At 70.6% G+C, this 21,853-nt stretch carries 15 protein-coding genes; 3 read left to right on the forward strand and 12 right to left on the reverse strand.

All coding sequences use genetic code 11. From position 1 onward, the window contains the following. Positions 1–274: 274 nt before the first annotated feature. From LUX31_RS04400 to LUX31_RS04430, 7 genes are all read right to left on the reverse strand, one after another. Positions 275–1,915 (reverse strand): FAD-dependent oxidoreductase, encoded by a 1,641-nt coding sequence (locus LUX31_RS04400; protein WP_235473216.1) that lies wholly within the window; start codon positions 1,913–1,915, stop codon positions 275–277. A 553-nt stretch (positions 1,916–2,468) separates the two neighbouring features. Beyond that, positions 2,469–3,833, reverse strand: a complete 1,365-nt coding sequence (locus LUX31_RS04405) for a TetR/AcrR family transcriptional regulator (RefSeq protein WP_235473217.1) — start codon at positions 3,831–3,833, stop codon at positions 2,469–2,471. A gap of 364 nt (positions 3,834–4,197) precedes the next feature. Continuing rightward, positions 4,198–5,067, reverse strand: a complete 870-nt coding sequence (locus LUX31_RS04410; RefSeq protein ID WP_235473218.1) for a 3-carboxyethylcatechol 2,3-dioxygenase — start codon at positions 5,065–5,067, stop codon at positions 4,198–4,200. A 16-nt stretch (positions 5,068–5,083) separates the two neighbouring features. After that, a complete protein-coding gene (locus tag LUX31_RS04415) occupies positions 5,084–6,541 on the reverse strand; it encodes an aldehyde dehydrogenase (protein ID WP_235473219.1) in 1,458 nt (485 codons plus the stop codon). 46 nt (positions 6,542–6,587) lie between these two features. Continuing rightward, complete coding sequence (locus LUX31_RS04420; protein ID WP_235473221.1) at positions 6,588–7,355, reverse strand: aldolase/citrate lyase family protein; 768 nt, start codon at positions 7,353–7,355, stop codon at positions 6,588–6,590. Continuing rightward, positions 7,342–8,229, reverse strand: a complete 888-nt coding sequence (hpaH, locus tag LUX31_RS04425; protein WP_235473223.1) for a 2-oxo-hept-4-ene-1,7-dioate hydratase — start codon at positions 8,227–8,229, stop codon at positions 7,342–7,344. Before hpaH ends, LUX31_RS04420 begins: the two co-directional genes overlap by 14 nt. 7 nt (positions 8,230–8,236) lie before the next feature. Continuing rightward, entirely contained in the window at positions 8,237–9,124 is an 888-nt protein-coding gene (locus LUX31_RS04430; RefSeq protein ID WP_235473224.1) for an alpha/beta fold hydrolase, read from the reverse strand. Between the two features lie 299 nt (positions 9,125–9,423). Here LUX31_RS04430 and LUX31_RS04435 point away from each other — a divergent pair, with 299 nt between their 5' ends. The 3 genes from LUX31_RS04435 (at position 9,424) to LUX31_RS04445 (ending at position 14,759) form a co-directional block, all read left to right on the forward strand. Further along, a complete protein-coding gene (locus tag LUX31_RS04435; protein ID WP_235473226.1) occupies positions 9,424–9,711 on the forward strand; it encodes a heavy-metal-associated domain-containing protein in 288 nt (95 codons plus the stop codon). 71 nt (positions 9,712–9,782) lie between these two features. Next, positions 9,783–12,047, forward strand: a complete 2,265-nt coding sequence (locus tag LUX31_RS04440) for a heavy metal translocating P-type ATPase (protein WP_235473228.1) — start codon at positions 9,783–9,785, stop codon at positions 12,045–12,047. Between the two features lie 282 nt (positions 12,048–12,329). After that, positions 12,330–14,759, forward strand: coding sequence for a SpoIIE family protein phosphatase (locus LUX31_RS04445; RefSeq protein WP_235479793.1), 2,430 nt, complete (start codon positions 12,330–12,332; stop codon positions 14,757–14,759). A gap of 110 nt (positions 14,760–14,869) precedes the next feature. Here the strand turns inward: LUX31_RS04445 and LUX31_RS04450 are convergent, their stop codons facing one another. From LUX31_RS04450 to LUX31_RS04470, 5 genes are all read right to left on the reverse strand, one after another. Beyond that, on the reverse strand, positions 14,870–16,045 hold the full coding sequence (locus LUX31_RS04450; protein WP_235473230.1) for an acyl-CoA dehydrogenase family protein: 1,176 nt from the start codon (positions 16,043–16,045) through the stop codon (positions 14,870–14,872). Positions 16,046–16,114: 69 nt separating this feature from the next. Continuing rightward, positions 16,115–17,554, reverse strand: a complete 1,440-nt coding sequence (locus LUX31_RS04455; protein ID WP_235473231.1) for an aldehyde dehydrogenase family protein — start codon at positions 17,552–17,554, stop codon at positions 16,115–16,117. Positions 17,555–17,564: 10 nt separating this feature from the next. Further along, a complete protein-coding gene (locus LUX31_RS04460) occupies positions 17,565–18,362 on the reverse strand; it encodes an SDR family oxidoreductase (protein WP_235473233.1) in 798 nt (265 codons plus the stop codon). Positions 18,363–18,412: 50 nt separating this feature from the next. Next, a complete protein-coding gene (locus LUX31_RS04465) occupies positions 18,413–19,594 on the reverse strand; it encodes an amidohydrolase family protein (protein WP_235473235.1) in 1,182 nt (393 codons plus the stop codon). Between the two features lie 107 nt (positions 19,595–19,701). Further along, a complete protein-coding gene (locus tag LUX31_RS04470) occupies positions 19,702–21,828 on the reverse strand; it encodes an acetate--CoA ligase family protein (RefSeq protein ID WP_235473236.1) in 2,127 nt (708 codons plus the stop codon). Positions 21,829–21,853: the final 25 nt, after the last annotated feature.

Consider the following 21,853-nt stretch of genomic DNA (forward strand, 5'->3'; position numbering starts at 1 on the left):
CGCTCCCGGGGTCCTCGTCTGCCAGGTCGCGATGAGCGGAGTGAAGCCGCCGGTGAGCATGACGCCGGTGTCGTGGCCGAGCGCAACGCCGAAGTACCGCTGGTCCCGGTCGAAACAGCGGGGCATGAGCGCGGACATCGCCGCTGGACCGGTGCGTTCCTGGCCACGAAAAGCAGGCAGACCGTGTCTACGCCGTCGGCCAACGCCGCGCGCCTCGCGAGATGGTGGCCCTCCCGCTCGTCCCGCTCGGTGGACGGCGACACAGTCCGGCCCGTCACGCCCGGTTTCCGGCAGCGGCGGCCACATGGCGGCCGGCGAGGTAACCGAACACCATCGCGGGGCCGAGCGTGCCGCCCGCACCGCCGTAGGTCATGCCGAACGGGGATGCCATGACGTTCCCCGCGGCGTACAGGCCCTCGATGGGAGCACCGTCGAGGTCGAGGACCCGGGCGTCGGCGTCGGTGCGGGGTCCGCCCTTCGTGCCGAGCGCACCGCTGACGAGCGGGATCGCGTAGTACGGCGGCTCGTCGAGCGGGCCCAGGGTCGCCTCGGGCTTCCCCTTCAGATACGGGTCGCCCCACCACAGGTCGTGTGCGCTCTCGCCGCGGCGGAAGTCGGGGTCCTGGCCCGCGGCCGCGTACTCGTTCCACTGCCGTACGGTGGCCTCGAACCCGTCGGCCGGGATGCCGAGTTTGCCTGCGAGCTCGGCGAGGGTGGCGCCCCGGGTGAGCCACGCCGGCGGCTCCTCGCCGGCCGGGTGGGGGCCGACGGTGCCGTACCGACGCAGGTACTCCTGGTCGAACACCAGCCAGCACGGCAGGTTGGCGTAGCTGAACGTCGTGACGTCCTCGGCGTGGAAGGCGCCGCCGAACGCGTTGTAGTTCGCCGCTTCGTTGGTGAACCGCCGTCCGCGCCGGTTGACGATGACGGAGCGTGGGCGCGTGCGGTCGGCGTTGACCATCACGCGGTTCATGTCGTTGATGCCGGGGGGCAGTTCGGCGACCGGGCTCCACCATGCCTCCCGCATGTTCCCCAGCGACGCGCCTGCCTTCATCGCCATGTAGAGGCCGTCGCCCTCGCAGGTGGGCATGGTGACCGGGTGGGTCAACGGTCCGCGCAGGAACGCCCGTTTGTACTCCTCGTTCCACTCGAAACCACCGGTCGCGAGCACCACACCGCGCCGGGCCCGCACCTCGACGCGGCCCTCCGGTGTCTCGAAGACCACACCGACGGCACGGCCGTCGTCGACGACGAGCTCGCGGGCCCGGTGCCCTGTCTCGATCGCGACACCGGCGTCCAGGCACGCCTTGAGCAGCCGGCCGACGAGCGACTGACCCCGCCCTCGCTCGTCGCGGATCTTGCGGCGCTCCAACTCCTCGGCGGCGGGCGGCTGCGGCACCGCCGCGCCGATCGGCGTCTCGCGCTGTACCAGGTGCAGATTGCTCGCGAAGTACGGCCCCGGCGTGACCCGGTCGCTCCACTCGCCCAGCTCGTCGAACGGGAACAGCGGAGTCTCCAACGACCGGCCGCCCTGCGGCTTCCCGCCCGGATGCTCGGCGTGGTAGTCCGGGAACCCCTCGGCCACATAGAACTCCGTACGGGCCTTGGCGTCCAGGAAGCGGACCATCTCCGGGCCCGCCTCCACGTAGGCGCGCACGAGACGCTCGTCAAGCATGCCGCGGGACAGCGACATGATGTAGGTGAAGGCGTCCTCGGCGCTGTCCTCGACGCCGACACCGGGCATCAGCGGATTGTTCGGAATCCAGACGTTTCCGCCGGACCACGCGGTCGTGCCCCCCACCTGGTCGGCCTTCTCGAAGAGGCCGACGGAGGCACCTTCCGTGGCCGCGATGAACGCTGCGGTCAGTCCCGCCGCACCACTGCCCAGTACGAGCACGTCATACGGTCCAGCCATGGTGATACCTCCGGATGAGCACGCGCCGAGGCAGTCGCTCCGGCGGGGGGCGGGTCAAGGGGGGCGGCGGTGGGCAGAGGGCGTTCGGCTCCGGAGGCCGCGTATACAGGGCACGCGCGGCCTGGCGTGCTGACGTCCGTCTTGGGGCGGCTGGGCGCTCATCCCGCGCGGCGCCGCCGAGTTCGCCTCGCGCGCGATCCGGCTGCCATCGGCTGCCGGTCGAACACCACCTTCCCCCGAGAGACAGAGTCGTCAGAAGAAGCGAAGCGCATTCACGCACTATGCAACAAGATGCCACAACATTCGATGAACATCGTGTCAGATCGCTGTCGAACGGACAAGACCCGAGGCGGGCATTCCGTCACGCGCGTCCCAGTGCCGTCCCGCACCGCCGACCCACGGCGGGCGGTCGACCGTGCGGCCGACCACGGCCGGTCCCGGCGCACCAAGAGCAGGTCGTCCAGGATGCGCCGCCCGATCGGCTCGCGTCTCCCCCGGCTACCGCCGCCCGGGAGGTGCCCCGGCCGGGAGTGCCGGCCGCATCAAGGACCGGCTACGCGGACTTCTTCGCGGTGGAGGCACCGGCACGGCGGCGGGAGACCGGTGTGCCGTTCAGCAGCCCCCGTTCGACGAAGAGGGCCACGATCTCGATCACTTCGTCCTCGCTCGCCCCGCGGGCCCCTTCAGGAACGGCCACGGGCACCTGCTCCAGCATGACGTGCAGCAGCAGCACCGCTGCCTTGATGTCCACCGGGTACGGACGCTCCAGGTGGCCCAGGACTGTGGCGAGGGCCGCCTCCAAGGCGTGACTCACCTGGATCGACAAGGAGGTCAGGGTCGGGTCCTCGGGCTGCCGCTCCGTCCACACCCGGATGACCCCCAGGTAGCGTTTGTGGACCGGCAGGTAGGCGCGCAGCCAGGTCCGCAGAGCGGTAGGGGCGTCGGGGCCGGGACGGATGTCCGCGAACCGCGCAAACACCTCGACCAGGTCCTCGCACGCCGTTTCCGCGACGGCCGTCAGAAGGTCGAGCTTGTCGCGGAAGTACTTGTAGAAGGTGCCCCGGGCGAAGCCCGCCTCAGCCACGACGACATCGATGTTCGCGGCGTGGTAGCCGCGGACGGCGAAAATACGGCACGCGGCGTCGATCAGTTCCTCGACCGTGCGGCGGGCTCGTGGGCTCAGGTCGTCGAACCTGTCGGCCCGCGCCCGCGGCAGCGTCTCGGGCAACGCCTGCCGCGCCGTCTCCCCCGACTCCAGCTCCAGACTGGCCAGCGCCTGGGCCGGTGTCCCGGGGAACAGCACCAGCTGGACGACCACGGCGAGGCCGTCCAGCAGCGCGTCCTGGTCCAGCCCGGCGGTCACCGGCGAATGCCGCAGGTAGTTGAACCGGGTGACCAGAGCCTCCAGGGCGGCCGCCGCGTGCGACAGCTCCAGACCCTCGACTCCGGAGGACTCCAGGCGCCCCGTGACCCGGGCCGCGTAGGCGTCGACGAACTTGTTGATCATGGGCTTCAGTGACGTCTCCGCGGAGTCGACATGGGCCCACTGGGCAAACATGGTGGCGTACTTGTCGTACACCCAGGCCCATTCGCCCAGCCACCAGTGGAGGTTGTCGAAACCCTGCGGGTCGGCCCCCAGCGGGCCGAGGCGCCGGACCACGCGCATGAGCGCCGAACCGCACTCCTCCATCAGCTCGATGAAGATCTCGTCCTTGCTGCCGAAGTACTGGTAGAGCGTGGCCCGGGAGATGCCCGCGGCCTTGGCGATGTCGTCCACCGACGTCTCGTGGAAGCTGCGGGCGGCGAAGAGTTCGAGCGTGACATCCACGATGCGCTGGCGCGTCCGCGCGCCGCGCTCGCCTACGACAGGACTGCTCGGGCCATAGCTCGCCCGCCGGAAAATCTCCTCGCTGGACATGGCCTCAGCACAGCCCCGGCTCGGACGCCTGAGCGGGCGCGCCGGGCGCCGCTCCCGGGGCGACCCTGTCCTTCTGTACCAGGGGCACTCCGCGTTCGAGGCGTTCGAGCATTTCCGACATCCCACTCCCTCGCTTCGGACAGTTCCGGTCGGCGGCCACGCCCCGAGAAGGGGCGTCGTGCCGTGCCGGCTCCTGGACCAGCCTACCGTGACGGGTGCGTCAGACCACACCCACGGCAGGTGACGCACGTTCCCCGCCGCCAAAGGACACACGGCGTCGGCACGACCGCGTCCGGGCTCCGCCTCGGGACATCGGCAGAGTCCGTCCCGCCGCGGGCCGCAGGCAGTGCGCCGGGCGCGGCCCCTAGTCGCGGCTGTGAGTCGTCGACGCCGCGACTCCCATGCCCGTGATCCAGTCGGGGACCGGCTCGTAGGCGATGGTCTCCAGGCCAACTCCGCCCGCCGCGGCGGCGGTCAGCCAGGTACGGACCTCGTTGCCGCCGACACCGGCCCGTTCGGTCGCGTGGTCGACGAGTTCGACGAGTTCCTTCTCGTCCCAGTCGGCGAGCGCACGCAGCAGCGCCTGGTCCCACTCGGGGCGGACTTTGCGTTTCGCCGCTTCCGCCCCTTCGGAGATCAGCCGGGCCCGCTCCTCGTCGCTCAGATCGTACGTATCCACCTCAAGGCTGGGGGGCGAGTGGGAGAGCCCGCCGCTGCCGATGACCAGGACCCGGCCCCCCTGCCGGTCGAGGAACCCGCCGATCGCGCGGCCGAACGCGAGCACACGCGCAGCCGACGGAAGGGGCGGGGTGGCGCAGTTGACAGCGACCGGGACGACCGGTGTCACGTCGAGGCCCCCCAGGAGGACACGCAGCGGCTGCGCGAAGGCGTGATCGAACTCCACGTCGCGGCAGACACTGACATCGAAGTTCTTCGCGAGGAGATCCTCGACGAGGCCACGAGCGATGCCCTCGGGCACCTTGAGGCGCGCGCTGGGATGCCCCGCCTCGGCCATGATCCCGGCGGAGAGGGCGACGGCGAAGGCCGGGACGATCTCCCGGAACGTACGACGGTGATCGCCACCGACCAGCACCACGCAGTCGGGCGCGAAGTCGGCCACGCGGCGCCGCGCTTCCTCCAGACCGGCACGGAACCCGAGCCCCTGGACGTGTTGCTCGTCGCGCTCCATACCGGGGCTGTGGCTGGCGCAGACGACCAGCTTCTCGGTTGCCATGGAATACCCCTTCCCGTCAGCCGAGGACGAACGGGTCACGGGTGTTGCCGGTGGTCTCGATCCATACGGCCTTGTCCTCCAGGTACTCCCCCAGCCCCTCGGTGCCGTTCTCCCGGCCGAAGCCGCTGTTCTTGACCCCGCCGAACGGCATCGCGTAGTTGAGCGTCCGGTAGGCGTTGACCCAGACCGTTCCCACCTGCAGCCGCTTGGTCATCCGGAAGACCCGTCGGACGTCAGCTGTCCAGATCCCCGCCGCGAGGCCGTAGCGGGAACTGTTCGCGAGCGCCACCGCCTCCCCTTCGTCCTTGAAGCGCAGCACGCTGAGGACCGGCCCGAAGATCTCGTCCTGGCAGACGGCGGCCTCGTTGGTGACGTCCGTGATGATCGTGGGCTCGAAGAAGAGGCCCCCCATCCCCCGGTCGCCACCGCCGGCCCGGATCGTCGCGCCGTCGGACCGGGCGGACTCCACGAAGCCACGGATCTTGTCCAGTTGCCCCGGGAAGCAGATGGGCCCCATTTCGGTCTCCGGTGCCTTCGGGTCCCCCATCGTGATGGTCGCCGCGCGGCTCGCCACCCTGGCGACCACCTCGTCGTAGACCTCTTCGTGGATCAGTGCGCGGGAGCCCGCGATGCAGGTCTGTCCGGCGGCCGCGAAGATGCCCGCGATCAGTCCGTTGGCGGCGGCTTCGAGGTCGGCGTCGGGGAAGACGATGTTGGCGGACTTGCCGCCCAACTCCAGTGTGGAGGGGGCCAGGTGCTGCGCGGCCGCGCTCGCGACCGCGGCGCCGGTGACCTCGGAGCCGGTGAACGACACCCGGTCCACGTCCGGGTTCGCGACCAGCCACTCGCCCACCTGCCGCGAGGCGCCGCTGACCGTGTTGAAGACGCCCGGGGGGAATCCCGCGCGCTCGAACAGCTCCGCCAGGCGCAGGATCGATACGGGGGCCTGCTCAGAGGGTTTGGCCACGACGGTGCAGCCGGCGGCGAGCGCGGGCGCCAGCTTGAAGGTGAGCAGCAGCAGGGGTGAGTTCCAGGGCAGGATCGCGGCCACCACACCCACCGGCGCACGGCTCACGTAGCCGAAGAAGTCGGGGCGTCCGGTGTCCACCACCCGGCCCTCGATCTTGTCGGCGAGGCCCGCGTAGTAGTCGTAGTACGCCGGCAGCGCCTGCAACTGGCCGGACATCTCCCGGAGCAGTTTGCCGTTGTCCCGGGTCTCGCAGAGAGCCAGGTCGTCCCCCGCCTCCGAGATGAGTTCGCCCAGCCGCCGCAGGAGCCGGGCCCGTTCGCGGCCCGGCATCGCACCCCACTCGCCGTCGAAGGCCGCGCGCGCCGCGTTCACGGCGTCGGCGACGTCCTGTTCGGTCGCTTCCGCGACCTCGGCCCACGGTTCACCGGTGTAGGGATCGACCGTCGTGAAAGTCGTCCGGCCCGGGCGCGGTTCGCCGCCGATCGTCATTCCGAAGCGTTCCATGTGTCTTCTCTCAACTCGACGAGATGGTCGGGGCCGGTTCCGTGGTTCAGCGGTATCGGGCGGCGAGTTCCTCGCTTCCGCGGGCGAGCAGCGCCACATCGGCGCCGACGAGGACGAACCGGGCGCCCAGGTCGATGAGCCCGCGTGCCCGTGACTCCTGGAACGCGTTGACACCCGCCGGTTTGCCGAGCGCGCTGATGGTCTTGACGGCGTCGTCGACGGCTGCCACGACGGCCGGATGATCCGGTTTCCCGAGGTGTCCCATCGACGCTGCCAGGTCGGCGGGCCCGATGAAGACCCCGTCGATCCCGTCCACGGCGACGATCTCCTCGATCGCCTCGATCCCTCGCCGGGACTCGATCTGGACGGTCAGGCAGATCCCGGCGTCCGCTGTCGGCAGGTAGTCGGAGACACGGTTCCATCGCGACGCCCGGGCCAGTGCGCTGCCGACACCTCGCACGCCGGCCGGGGGGTACCGCGTGGCTCGTACGAGTTCCTGGGCCTGGTCCGCCGACTCGACCATCGGGATCAGCAGGTTCCGCACCCCGATGTCGAGGAACTGTTTGATCATGACCGTGTCACCGACAGGCGGTCTGACCACGACGTGCACGTCGTACGCGGCGCACGCCTGCAGTTGGGGAAGCAGGGAACGGACGTCGTTCGGCGCGTGCTCGCTGTCGATCAGCAGCCAGTCGATGCCGCTGCCGGCGCAGATCTCCGCCACCAGAGGGCTGCCCGAGGCGACCCACATCCCGATCTGCGGTGTGCCACCCCGCAGTGCCTCCGCGAAGGAGGCGCGATCAGTCGCGGACATCGGGCGCCTCCCCCATGAACCGGCACGTGATGTTGCCCAGCGGGCCGAAGTCGGCGTGGAAGGTGTCACCGTCGTAGGCGTGGACGGGGCGGGTGAAGGATCCCGCCAGGATCACCTGGCCGGGTTCCAACGACACTCCGTACGGCGCGAGCTTGTTGGCCAGCCACGCCACACCGTTGGCCGGATGGTTGAGCACCGCCGCCGCGACCCCTGACTCCTCGATGACGCCGTTGCGGTAGAGCAGGGCGGACACCCATCGCAGGTCGGTGTCCATCGGCCGGACGACGCGTCCGCCCAGGACGAGCCCGGCATCGGCCGCGTTGTCGGCGATGGTGTCGACGATGGTGCGGGTGTGCCCCGTCTCGGGATCGGCCATCTGCACACGCGCGTCCAGGATCTCCAGCGCCGGGGTGACGTACTCCGCGGCCCGGAGTACGTCGAACTTCGTGCACCCCGGCCCCTTCAGGCTGTCCCCCAGCACGAAGGCCAGTTCCACCTCGACCCGGGGCCTGATGAACCGGTCGTACGGGATCTCGGTGCCGTCCTCGAAGAACATGTCGTCGTACAGCGCGCCGTAGTCGGGTTCGTCGATCGACACCGCCTGCTGCATCGTCCGCGAGGTGAGGCCGATCTTGCGGCCCAGGAGCCGCCGGCCTTCGGCGCGCTTCAGGGCGACGCCGGCGTGCTGGACGGCGTAGGCGTCCTCGATCGTCATGTCCGGGTGGTCGAGGGACAGTTGACGGATCGGTGTGCGGGTGGTCTCGGCCCGGCGCAGCCGGGTGGCGATCTCGCGCACGCGCTCGTCGTCCAGGGTCCGCACGCCTTTCCCGACCGCCGCGGCCGGCCGGGCCGGAGGGGCTTCCTTCTCGCTCATCGCCCCGTCACTTCCCGAGCAGGAAGTCGAGGACCGCGGCGTTGAAGGTGTCCGGGTCCTCGAAGTGCGGCCAGTGCCGGACGTGCGGCATCTCCAGGACCTCGGCGTTCGGGATGATCCCGGCGACCTGGCGGGCCGTGCTCTGGTACTCGTTGTGGTCCTTGCCCGAGGCGATCACCAGCGCGGGAGCCTCGATGGCGGCCCATTCCTCCTTCGTCAGCAGGTTCCGCGCGCGGACCTCCGCGTCTTGGAGGATCAGGACGTGGTCGATCGCCTCCCGCGTCTCGGGCAGCCGGTAGATGGCCTGGCGCAGCGCGATCATGTCCGGGATCCGGTTTCGTTCCTCGGCGATGAGGTTCTCGAACATCGCCTTGATGGAGTCCCAGTCGGGGTTCTCGACCGCCCGCGTCCGCTCGGCGCGGACCCGTGCCATGTTGGCGGCCGTCGCGATCAGTCCCGCCGGAGACATCAGGACCAGCTTCCCGGTGCGATCGGGGTGGGTGAGCGCGAACCGCGCCGCGACCCAGGACCCGAGCGAGGTGCCCATCAACGAGGCCTTCTCGATGCCGAGTTCGTCCATGAGTGCCGCGACGTGACGGACGTACACGGCGATCTCGTAGTCGTGGTCCGGCTTCTCGGAGAAGCCGTTGCCCACCATGTCGACGGCGATGCAGCGGAAGTGCTTCGACAGCGGGCCGAGGTTGGACGCGAAGGTCTCCCAGTGCCCACCGGTGCCGTGCAGCATCACGATCGCGGGTGCGTCCTTGGGGCCCGCCTCGACGTAACGGGTGTCGATGCCGTCGGCCTTCACCCATGCCTGGGTGAAGGCGACATCGCGCAGCTCGGTCCAGATACTCCGGTATCCGGCGGAAGTCGTCGTCGCCTGTTCCGTCATGTCTTCTTTCTCTCCACCAAGTCAGCTCGCCCGGCAGCCAAGAGCAGCACTGCGACGCTAACATCTGACATCAGTGTCGTCTATATCCTGCACAGACTGAGCTTCATCGCGGCTGGCAGCGACTCACTTCTGACGACGACGTCCCCTTGACGCGGGGTGGACCCCACTACCCATGCAGGCACCCCTCACACTTGCACTCCATACGGGTGGGGGGTATACCTGAGAAGCGATCACAGGATACCCCCACCCGGTATCTGTGGGGTCGATCGAAGTCTCAGGTCTTTATGGAGGAACCCGGTATGTCTTCGTCCTGCTGCACCCCTGACAACAGCTGCAACGCCGGCAACACCGAGCAGTCGGTCGCGATCGAGGGCGTGCGCACTCTCTATGCCGTCTCCGGCATGACCTGCGGTCACTGCAAGGACACCCTCACCACGGCGATCGGCGCTCTCGACGGTGTCAGCCGTGTCGAGGTCGACCTGGAGGCCGGGCAGGTGGCCGTGATCAGCGCGGCCGAGCCGGACGACAAGGTGATAGCGGGCGTCGTGGACGACGCCGGCTACGAGGTCACCGGCCGCGCCGCCTGATCCCTTCCCCTTTCACCCACCGCCGGGGCCAGGTCTCGGCCCCGGCGGTCCTCCCAGCACGAGGAGCACCCATGACCACCACTCAGGCCGGCGCCGCCGAGGTCGAGCTCGCCATCGGCGGCATGACCTGCGCCTCGTGCGCCGCCCGGATCGAGAAAAAGCTCAACCGTATGGACGGCGTCACCGCGACCGTCAACTACGCCACCGAGAAGGCGAAGGTCTCCTTCGACGAGGGCATCTCGGTCACCGATCTCATAGGCACGGTGGAGGCCACCGGCTACACCGCCCGCGAGCCGGCGCCCGCCCGAACCCGGTCCTCCGGCGAGGAGGGCGACCGAGCCTCCGAGCAGGCCGACGACCTGCGTCCGCTGCGCGAGCGACTGACCACCGCCGTGGTCCTGGCGGTCCCGGTCATCGCGATGGCGATGATCCCGGCGCTGCAGTTCGACTACTGGCAGTGGCTGTCGCTGACTCTCACCGCTCCGGTCGTCACCTACGCCGCCTGGCCCTTCCACAAGGCCGCCTTCACCAACGCCCGGCACGGCGCGGCCACCATGGACACCCTCATCTCGGTCGGCACCTCGGCCGCGTTCCTGTGGTCGCTGTGGGCTCTGTTCTTCGGCACCGCCGGCATGCCCGGCATGACGCACCCCTTCGAGCTGACGATCGACCGCTCGGACGGCTCCGGGAACATCTACCTGGAGGCCGCGGCCGGTGTGACGGCGTTCATCCTGGCCGGGCGGTACTTCGAGGCACGCTCCAAGCGCAAGGCCGGGGCCGCCCTGAAGGCGCTGCTGGAGCTGGGCGCCAAGGAGGTCACCGTCCTTCGCGCCGGCCGTGAGGTGCGGATCGCGACCGCGGACCTGGCCGTCGGGGACCGGTTCCTCGTGCGGCCGGGCGAGAAGATCGCCACCGACGGCACCGTCACCGAGGGCGCCTCCGCGGTGGACGCCTCGATGCTGACCGGCGAGTCCGTACCGGTCGAGGTCGGCGTCGGCGACTCCGTGACGGGCGCGACTCTCAACGCGGGCGGGCGCCTGGTGGTCGAGGCGACCCGTGTCGGGTCCGACACCCAGCTGGCCCGGATGGCGAAGCTGGTGGAGGACGCGCAGAACGGCAAGGCCGCGGCCCAGCGCCTGGCCGACAGGATCTCCGCCGTCTTCGTGCCGATCGTGATCGCGCTCGCGCTCGCCACCCTCGGGTTCTGGCTCGGCAACGGCTCCGGCCTGACCGCCGCCTTCACCGCCGCCGTCGCCGTACTGATCATCGCCTGCCCCTGCGCCCTGGGCCTGGCCACCCCGACCGCCCTCATGGTCGGCACCGGACGCGGCGCGCAGCTCGGCATCCTCATCAAGGGACCCGAGGTCCTGGAGTCGACCCGCGAGGTCGACACGATCGTCCTGGACAAGACCGGCACCGTCACCACCGGCAGGATGACCCTGCTCGCCGTACACACGTCCGAAGGCACCGACGAGACGGACGTACTGCGCCTGGCGGGCGCCCTGGAGCACTCCTCCGAGCACCCCATCGCCCAGGCCGTGGCTCAGGGAGCGGCCGACAAGGTCGGGGCCCTGCCGGTGCCCGAGGACTTCGCCAACGTTCCCGGACTCGGTGTCCAGGGCGTCGTCGAGGGCCACGCCGTTCTGGTGGGCCGCGAGAAGCTGCTCACCGACTGGGCCATGGAACTGCCCGCGCCGCTGGCCCGGGCCAAGGCAGGGGCCGAGAAGGCGGGGCGGACCGCGATCGCGGTCGCCTGGGACGGCGAGGCCCGCGCCGTCCTGGAAGTCGCGGACGCGGTCAAGGACACCAGCGCCGAGGCGATCGAGCGGCTCAGGGGCCTGGGCCTCACGCCGATCCTGCTGACCGGCGACAACACGGCCGTCGCCGAGTCGGTGGCCGCCGAGGTCGGTATCGAGCAGGTCATCGCCGAGGTCATGCCGCAGGACAAGGTCGACGTCATCAAGCGGCTGCAGGCCGAAGGCCGCAGCGTCGCGATGGTCGGCGACGGCGTCAACGACGCCGCCGCCCTGGCCCAGGCCGACCTCGGACTCGCCATGGGCACCGGCACCGACGCCGCGATCGAAGCCGGTGACCTGACCCTGGTCCGTGGTGACCTGCGGGCCGCCGCCGACGCGATCCGGCTGTCACGCAGGACGCTCGGCACCATCAAGTCGAACCTGTTCTGGGCCTTCGGCTACAACGTGGCAGCCATCCCGCTCGCGGCGGCCGGTCTTCTCAACCCGATGATCGCCGGAGCGGCCATGGCCTTCTCCTCGGTCTTCGTCGTCGGCAACTCACTGCGTCTTCGGTCGTTCCGCGCGGCCGACCAGCACTGACGGCCGCAGCCCCCGGCCGGGGCGGGTACGGACCACGATCCGTACCCGCCCCGGCCCCGCTGCACCCAGGACAAGGCCGACATCCAGCGCCACCTGCGGCGCGTCGAAGGACAGGTGCACGGACGGCCGGTGGTGTCCACGGCGGGGTTCGGGGCGTGCGGGGTCGCGCTCTGGTTGAGCGCGAGCCGGTTCGGCGGGATGCTGGTGACGGCACCCGAGAAGCTCGCCGGGGTCTGCTTGGCACCGGGCTCGGGCCGCGGTGAGGACGAGGGTGAGAACCCCATGGACGACGTGCCCGTCGCATCCGCAGGGACCGGGGGTGGACGCGTGCCGGAGGACTTGGCGGCGGTCATCGACGCCCGGGGTTTCATCATGGCCTGGGGCGCCGAAGCCCGGCGCGTGCTCGGATACGAGCCCGATGAGGTCGTGGGGCGTGCCGCCGCCGATCTGCTCGCCGCGGACCTGCCCCGGTCCGCGCGGCGTCACGTGGCCAAGGCGCACGGATGCGTCAGCGAGGTGGCGCTGCGGCACCGGGACGGCAGCCGGATCATGATGCGTCTTCGGGGGGTGCCGCTCCTGGACGCGGACCGCGGAACCCCGTGGTTCGTGACCGGGGCGGCACCAGAGAGCCCGGCCGGGCCGTCCGACCCGGGGGCGGCCGCGTTGTGGGACTGGACGCTCGCTCAGCTCCCGCTGCCCGTCGCGGTTTACGACCACAACGCGCGAATGGTGGGCGCCAACGAGCGCATGACTCGCGTGCTGGGCAAGCCGGTGGAGGAGATGCGGGGTCTGAGCCTGTGGGAGATCGAGCCCCACCAGCCGTTCGACGAGTTCGACCGCCTCCATCGGCAGGTTCTGCGCACAGGTGAGACCGTGTTGCACGAGGCACACGTCCTGACTCCCGGCGAGACCCGGGCCCATTCCTGGGCGATCACCTACTCGCCGCTGAAGGACGAGAACGGCACGGTGCGAGGCATGTCGACGGCGGCGTTCGACAGCACGGAGCAGTACTGGGCCCGCCGCCGTCTGGCGGTGCTCAACGACGCCAGCCTGCGCATCGGCAGCACCCTGGCCGTGACCAGGACGGCCGAGGAGCTGGCGGAGGTGGCCGTATCGGGGTTCGCAGACTTCGTCACGGTCGACCTCCTGGACTCCGTGGCCCGCGGCGACGAGCCGGAACCGGTGTCGCCCGCCGGTCCGGTCGGCTACCGCCGCTCCGCACAGCAGTCGGTCCTGGAGGGCTGTCCGGAGGCGGTGCTGCAGCCGGGAGACGCGGACGTCTATCCTCCTGGCTCGTCACCGGTCCAGGTGCTGGCCACCGGCCGCAGCGCCCGGCACCACTCCGGCGAGCCCCTGATGGGGCAGTGGGTCACATCGTCCCCGGCTCGCGCCGAGGCCGTACGCAAGTACATGATCCACTCCATCATGATGGTGCCGCTGCGTGCCCGGGGGGTCACTCTGGGGCTGGTTCACTTCCTGCGGCACCGCACGGCGGAGACGTTCAGCGAGGACGATCTGCTGCTCGCGGAGGAGATCGTCGCCCGGGCGGCGGTGTGCGTCGACAACGCCCGCCGTTACACCCGCGAACGACGCACCGCCCTGGCCCTCCAGCGGAGCCTGCTTCCCGACCGGCTGTCACAGCCGGCGGCGCTGGAGGTCGCCTACCGCTATCTGCCGGCCGGCGCCGGGGCCGAGGTCGGCGGTGACTGGTTCGACGTGATCCCGCTGTCCGGCGCCCGGGTCGCCCTGGTCGTGGGTGACGTGGTGGGCCACGGTATCCACGCGTCCGCCACCATGGGCCGCCTGCGGACCGCCGTACGGACTCTCGCCGACATCGATCTCGCCCCGGACGAACTGCTCACCCAGCTGGACGACCTCGTCATCCGCCTCGACCGGGATGAGGGACCGGAGGTACGCGGGCAGCCGCAGGAGGCCAGCGGCGAAGTGGGCGCCACCTGTCTCTACGCCGTGTACGACCCGGTGTCCCGCCACTGCACCCTGGCCAGGGCCGGGCATCCGCCGCCCGCCGTGGTCACCGCCGGCGGCGCCGTACGGTTCCTGGACCTGCCCGCCGGGCCGCCGCTCGGCCTCGGCGGCCTGCCGTTCGAGGCCACCGACATCGAACTCGACGAGGGCAGCCTGCTCGCCCTCTACACCGACGGTCTGATCGAGGCCGCCCACCGGGACATCGACGTCGGCCTCGGCCTCCTGCGGGAGGCACTGCGCCACCCCGCCCCCACCCTGGAGCAGACCTGCGACGAGGTGCTGGGCACGGTACTGACCCAGCGCTCCGACGACGACATCGTCCTGGTCCTGGCCCGGACCCGGGCGCTCGATGCCGACCATGTACGCACCTGGCAACTGCCGTCGGACCCGGCGGCTGTCGCAGGCGCCCGGCGGACGGCCGGCGAGCAGCTGGCCGCCTGGGGGCTGGGGGAGTCGGCATTCGCGACGGAGCTGATCGTCAGCGAGCTGGTCACCAACGCCATCCGCTACGGCGCCCCGCCCATCCAGCTGCGGCTGATCTGCCACGACACGCTGATCTGCGAGGTCTCCGACGCCAGCAGCACCGCACCGCACCTGCGACGGGCCCGGGTCTTCGACGAGGGAGGCCGCGGACTGCTCCTGGTGGCCCAGGTCGCCGAACGCTGGGGGAGCCGCCAGACCCCCACGGGAAAGACCATCTGGGCCGAACAACCCCTGTCGGTCTGACGGTCCGGACAGCGACCCGGGCCGGGCTCACGGCCGAGGCGGTCGCGTGGCCTGCCGGCGACGAGGTGCCGGCGCCGGCCCGGCCGCCGAGCCGTTGCGCTGGAGCCGACTCAGTGATCTCCATAGCTCTTCGGCAGGCCGAGCACATGCTGCGCGATGTAGGCGAGGATGAGTTCCTGTGGCAGCGGCGCGATCTTCATCAGTCGGGCTTCCCTCCAGTAACGTGCGACGTGGTACTCCTCGGCATAGCCGTAGCCGCCGTGAACCTGCATGGCGGCGTCGGCGGCCTCGAAGCCCGCGTCGGTGGCCAGGAACTTGGCCGTGTTGGCCTCGGCCCCGGCCGGGAGGCGCTGGTCGATCAGCCAGCCGGCGCGGCGGGTGACCAGCTCGGCGGCCTGGAGACGCGCGTGGGCCTGGGCCAGCGGGAAGGCGACGCCCTGGTTCTGGCCGATCGGCCGACCGTGGACGACCCGCTCCTTGGCGTAGGCGACCGCCCGGCGCATCGCGGCCCGGCCGATACCGATGGCCTCGCTCGCGATGAGGATGCGCTCGGCGTTCAGCCCGTCGAGGAGGTAGCGGAAGCCGGCCCCCTCCTCCCCCACCCGGTCGGAGACATGGACCAGGAGGTCGTCGTAGACGGTCTCGCAGGAGGCGACCGCGTTGCGGCCCGCCTTGGGGATGGCACGGATGGTGACGGCCGGGTCCTGCAGATCGGCCATGAGCAGGGTGAGGCCGTCGGTGCGCTTGACGCACTGCTCCACGGGAGTGGTCCGCACCAGCAGGAGCACCTTCTCGGACTCCAGGGCCTTGGAGGTCCACACCTTCTGTCCCCGCACCCGGTAGTGCTCACCCTCCAGCACGGCACTGGTGCGGATGGCGAGGGTCTCGGTGCCCGCGTCGGGCTCGGTGACGCCGAAGGCCACGTGCAGGTCCCCGGCGGCGACCCTGGGAAGGTAGCGCTGTTTGAGTTCCTCGCTGCCGTGCAGGACCAGCGGGTGCATGCCGAAGATGGACAGGTGGATGGCGCTGCAGCCGTTCATTGCGGCCCCCGAGGCGGCCACCTCTTCGAGGATGACCGAGGCCTCCAGCAGTCCGCGGCCGCCACCGCCGTACTCCTCGGGGATGGCGATGCCGATCCAGCCGCCGTGGGCAAGCGCGTTGTAGAAGTCCCAGGGGAACTCGTGCTTGGCGTCCTTGTCCGCCCAGTAGGCGTCGTCGAACTTGGCGCAGATGCTGCGGACGGCGTCCCGGATGAGCTGGACATCCTGGTCCTGCGTGAAGTCCACGGTGTGCCGCTCCTCATGGTGTCCGGGTCCGCGCGATCAGGCGCGGTTCGGGTGTGAATCAGGCGGGGATCAGGTCTGGGCGAACTGGAGCGACTTGAACTCGTAGAACTCCAGGAGCCCGTGGACTCCGAGTTCCCGGCCGATGCCGGACTGCTTGACGCCGCCGAAGGGCGCGAGGGCGTTGAAGTACGAGCCGTTGATGTCGACCTGCCCGGTGCGCAGCCGCCGGGCCACGCGCTCGGCCCGTTCCAGATCCCGTGACCAGACGCCGCCGGCCAGGCCGTAGATCGTCGAGTTGGCGATCTCGACGGCTTCGTCGTCGGTGTCGTAGGGAAGGATGGCGAGGACGGGGCCGAAGACCTCGTCCTGGGCGAGCGCCATGTCGACGGTGACGTCGGAGAAGACCGTGGGCGCCACGAAAAAGCCGTCCGAAAAGCCGTCCGGCAGCCCGTCCGGCTGCTCGGGGCCGCCGCAGACCAGCCGCGCGCCCTGTTCGAGCGCGCGCCGGATGTGTCCGCGTACGGTGTCCTGCTGAGCGGCGGAGACGAGGGGGCCCATGGTGGTGTCGGGGTCGAGCGGGTCGCCGAGCCGGTAGCGCGCGGCGCGGGTCCGTACGAGTTCCTCCGCCTGGTCGAGCTGAGAGCGGTGGACGAGCATCCGGGTCCACGCGGTGCAGGTCTGGCCGGTGTTGGTGAAGCAGTTGGCCACGCCCACCTTGACGGCCTGCGGCAGGTCGGCGTCGTCGAGGATGACGTTCGCCGACTTGCCGCCCAGTTCCAGCGCCACGCGCTTGACCGTTCGGGCCGCCGCTTCTCCGATACGGCGGCCGGTTCCGGTCGAGCCGGTGAAGTGGACCATGTCCACGTCCGGGTGCTCGACCAAGGGCTCGCCGACCGAGGCTCCGGTGCCGCTGACGAGGTTGAAGACACCGGCGGGGAAGCCGAGTCCGTGGACGATGTCGGCGAGCAGGAACGCGCTCAGGGGGGCGATCTCGGAGGGCTTGACGACGGTCGTACAGCCGGTGGCCAGGGCCGCGCCCATCTTGCCCAGGACCTGCTGGAGGGGGAAGTTCCACGCCGTGACGCAGGCGACGACACCGATCGGTTCGCGGACGACGACGGAGGCTCCGATCTTCTCCTCCAGGGGCAGATGCGGCAGCAGTTGGCGGTAGTTGGTGAGCGCCGCGCGGGGCGCGTCGGCCTGGAGCATGCGGGACACGCGCAGCGGGGTGCCGACCTCCGTCGTGATCAGCGCGGCGAACTCCTCGGCCCGCTCGGCGAGCGCCTCCTCAAGCCGGCTCAGCAGATCGAGGCGCTCCGCCATCGGCCTGCCCGACCAGTTGGGGAAGGCGCGGCGGGCGGCGGCCACGGCGGCACTCACGTCCCGCGCCGTCCCGTCCGGGACACTGCCCACCGCTTCTCCGGTGGCGGCGCCGCGCACGTCGAGGGTCGCCGGGCTGTCCGACGGGCACCAGGTGCCGTCGATGTAGTGGGCGTCGCGGATGATCACGGTGCTCTCCTCACCGCGGCGTCTTGGCGTGCAGGCGCCGCATCTTCGCCAGCCAGCCGTCGTAGTCGGCCGCCTTGCCCTGGAAGTACTTCGGTACGTTCGGGTGGGTGAGGATGAGGAAGTCCTCCTTGCGCATCCCGTCGACCACGCAGTCGGCGGCTTCCTCGGGCCCGATCGCGCCGGCCACGGCGAACCACTCACCCTGTGCCCCGCGCAGCATGTCCGTGCGCACGCCTTCGGCCACGATGCAGGAGACCTTGACGCCGGCGTCCCCGTAGTGGATGGACAGCCACTCGGTCAGGCCCACGACCGCGTGCTTGCTGGTCGTGTACGGGGCGTTGCCCAGCGCGGTGAGCAGGCCGCCGGCGGAGGCGTTCTGCACCAGGTAGCCGTCGCCGCGCTCAAGCATCTGCGGCAGCACGGCACGGGCGGCGTACACCTGGGCCATGACATTCACGTCCCAGACCTGCTGCCAGGCGGCGTTGGAGGCCCATGGGTTGCCGCGCTCCTGGAGCGGTGTGACGCCGTCGTGGGGTTCGCCCCAGAGCACACCGGCGTTGGAGACGAGGACGTCCACCCGGCCGTGGTGCGCCGTGGTCACCTCGACGAGTTCGGAGACCTGTTCCTCGACCCGTACGTCGACGGCGTGACCGAGGCAGCCCAGTTCCGCGGCGACGCGGGCGGTGCCGGGCCCGTCGATGTCCGAGACGACGACAGTCGCTCCCTCGGCGGCGAACCGGCGGCACATGGCCTCACCCATGCCGGCCGCGCCGCCGGTCACCACGACGACCTTGTCCCTCAGCTCCACCTGGTGCCCTCCCGATCCGCCGACGGCCTCCTGATCCGGCCCGGACGCGGTCAGTTCAGACCGGTCAGCTCGGCCGTGTTGGCCCACATGATCCGGCGCTCGCCTGCGGGGTCATTGAGCTCCCCGACGATCTTCTCGAACTGCCGGGGCTCGGCGAGGCCCTCCGGGTGCGGGTAGTCCGAACCGAACAGGACGTGTTCGGCGCCCAGTTGGCCGACGACTTCGCGCAGGTTGTCCTCCCAGAAGGGGGCGACCCAGACGTGCTGCTTGAACTGCTCGACGGGGTCGGACGCGAAGTAGCCCGGGCGCTGGAAGCCGGCCCGGTTGAGGCCCGCCAGGAGCAACGGCAGGAACTCGGCGCCGTTCTCGACCGAGGCGACCCGCAGGGTGGGGAAGCGTTCGAAGAGCCGGTCGCAGGTGAGCGCGCCGAGGTAGTTGCCGATGGCGCGGTCGTGGCCGACGGCGACCTCCAGCGGGGGCGCGACGCCGCCGATGATGTTGCCGTGGTGCTCGACGTATTTGTCGAGGCCCGCGCCGCCGACCTCGCCGATGTGCGGGACCAGGGTGGCGCCGGCCTCGGCGATCCGGGCCCAGATCGGGTCGAAGACGGCGTTGCCGGGGCTGACCCAGCCGTCCCGCGTGTAGACCGCCCCCGGCCGTACGACAAAGATTCGGGCGCCGTTGGCGAGCCCGTGCTCGACCTCGGCGACGGCGGCGTCGACATCGCCGAAGGCGAGGTAGGGGGCCGCGAAGATGCGGTCCTGGTAGTTGTAGCCCCAGTCTTCGAGCACAAAGCGGTTGAACGCCTTGTAGGCGACCGCGGCCGCCTCGACGTCGTACTGGAGGCCTTCCTCGTATCCCATGCCGACCGTCGGCAGCAGCCAGATGCTCTGGAGGTCCTGCTCGTCGAGCTTGGCGATGCGCGCGTCGCGGTCGCGGTAGTAGGCGGGCAGCGGCTCGCGTTCGGCGAGGTACTCCGACAGCGGCTTGCCCGCCTTGTTGCCGCGGAAGTAGTCCGCCATCACGCCCGGCTTCACGATCGGGTCGAAGGTCGGGTTGGTCACCGTACGGTCGATCTTCCCGCCGACGATGGCGCGGACCCGGTTGTCGATGGTCGCGATCTGGACCGTGCGTTCCGCCCAGCCCTTGGGGCAGTGGCGTGTGAACGCGTCGAGAGGCTCGTAGTAGTGCTGGTCGCAGTCGAAGACCGGCAGCTTGGCGTCAGCGCTCATGGTTCCCGCTCCGTGGTCTCGCGCCCACTGCGCCGCGTGCAGGGCACACGCAAGGGCTGGTTTTGTTTTCTAACTCTATCCAGAATTAGGCACCCGTCAAGGTGCGTTCAAGCCCGCGCGAGGAGGGCGTCGACGACCGCTCCCCCGTCAGCGCCGACCAGAGCGGGGTTCACCTCGAGCTCGCTCAGGTGCTCGTCGCGGAGGATCGCCGCCAGCTGATGGAGCGTGCGGTGGACCCAGCCGACGTCGATCGGGCCCGTGCCCCGGAAGCCGAAGAGCAGCTCGGCCGTGCGCAGCCGCAGCAACGCGCGACGCAGGGTGTCCTCGCCGCACGGCAGCGGCACCGACTCGATGTCCCTGAGGACCTCCACCGCCGCTCCGCCGATACCGACGCTGCCGAAGACGCCGAGACGGCCGGCGTCACGGACGGTCAGCACGAGTTCCACGCCACCACTGACCATCCGCTGTACGAGCCAGGACGACTGGGGCGGCAGGCCCGCCTTGGCCGCCTGGGTCCGCATGCCTCCCAAGGCGTTCACGACGGCGTCGGCGCTGCCGAGCCCGACCCGTACGAGGCCGAGCTCCATCCGGTGCGCCACGCCCTCGTCGCCCGACTTCACGACCACGGGGTAGCCCAGTTCCTCGGCCGCCGCGCCGACCTCCGTCACGTCGTTGCCGCAGACGCGCATGGGGGCGACGTCGACGCCCGCCTGTTCGAGCAGGCGCAGCGCCGTCGCACCGCCGGTGGAGGCGGCGGCCGGAGCGGCCGCCTCGGCCCGGTGCGCGCCGGGGCGTGGCAGGGACCGTTCCGGCCCCAGCAGGGCCCGTACGAGACGGCCCAGGTCGGAGGGCTTCTCGGCGACGAGCACACCGCGCGCCCGCAACTGCTCGATGTAGGGCCGCAGGGCGTGGCCGCCGTACCAGAGCACTACGAAGGGCTTGCCGCTCTCGTCCATGACCGTCAGCACATCGTCGACGCTCTGCTGGTTCCAGCCGCGCGCGCCCATGGGCAAGGGAACACAGACCGCCTGGACGGCCGGATCGGCGGCCACGGCGGACAGGTAGTCGCGGAAGTCTCGCGGCATCGAACCGGGGCCGACGTCGAGCGGGTTGTGGGCCGCCGTGAACTGCGGTGACTTCACCTTGACCCGTTCGAAGGTCTCCCGGGACAGTGGCGGGAACGTCACTCCGGCCGCCGACAGTTGCTCGGTCGCGAGCACGGCCATGCCGCCGGAGTAGGCCACCATTCCCCACTCGCGCGGGAAGGCCGATCCGGTGTCGCGCACCGCGCCGAGCACCCACAGGTCGTCCGGGTCGTCCACGACCGTGACACCGAGCGCGCGCAGCAGGCCGAGTTCGAGCGCCCCCCGCCCGACGATCTTCCCGGTGTGACTGGCCGCCGCCCGCTCCCCCGCGTCGGTCCGCCCGCCCAGGTAGGCGACCAGCCGCTTGCCGGCGGCGTGCAACTCCCGTACGGCCTCCGCGAACAGCGCACCGTCCCGGATCGACTCGACATACAGGGCCACGGTGTGGACGTCGGACTCCTGTGCGAAGTAGGACACGAAGTCGGGGATGTCCATGTCCCGCTGGTTGCCGGTGCTCACGATGTGGGAGATGCCGACGCCGGCCAGCCGTGCCCGCTCCACGACGGTGCTGCCGATGGCGCCGCTCTGGGCGATGACGGCGAGCCCGCCGACAGCGATGGGCTCACCCTCGGTCAGTACGGACGTCATGCTCATCGCCAGGCCGCTGCCGACGGTGACCAGTCCCGTGCTGTTGGGGCCCACCACGTCGATGCCGTGGCGGCGGGCGAAGTCGAGCAGCGACTCCTCCAGCGCATGCCCTTCCGGCCCCATGTCGCCGAACCCCGCGGTCAGCACCAGCACGTGCCGGGCGCCCACCTGGGCACACTGTTCCAGCACGGACAGGACATGGCGCGCCGGAACGGCGATCACGACGACGTCGGGAACGTGGTCGAGGTCCTTGAGTGACGGAACGGCGGGCCGGCCGTCCACCGAGGTCGCGGTCGGGTGGATGACGCTCACCTGTCCGGCGTAGCCGTAGACGCCGAGGTGATCGAGGACGGCACGACCACCGGCCTTGTAGGCCCGGCCGGTGCCGGTCGAGACACCGACGACGGCGACGGAGCGGGGTTCGAGGAAGATCCGGGCCACCTCCGGCCGGAGCGCCGCCCGCGGCTCCGTACCGAGGCCTGCCGACTGGTCAACCGACATGGTCGTCCTGTCCTTCTCTCGCTGT

Origin of the sequence: Streptomyces sp. GQFP (assembly GCF_021545335.1) — a bacterium.
Lineage (GTDB): Bacteria > Actinomycetota > Actinomycetes > Streptomycetales > Streptomycetaceae > Streptomyces.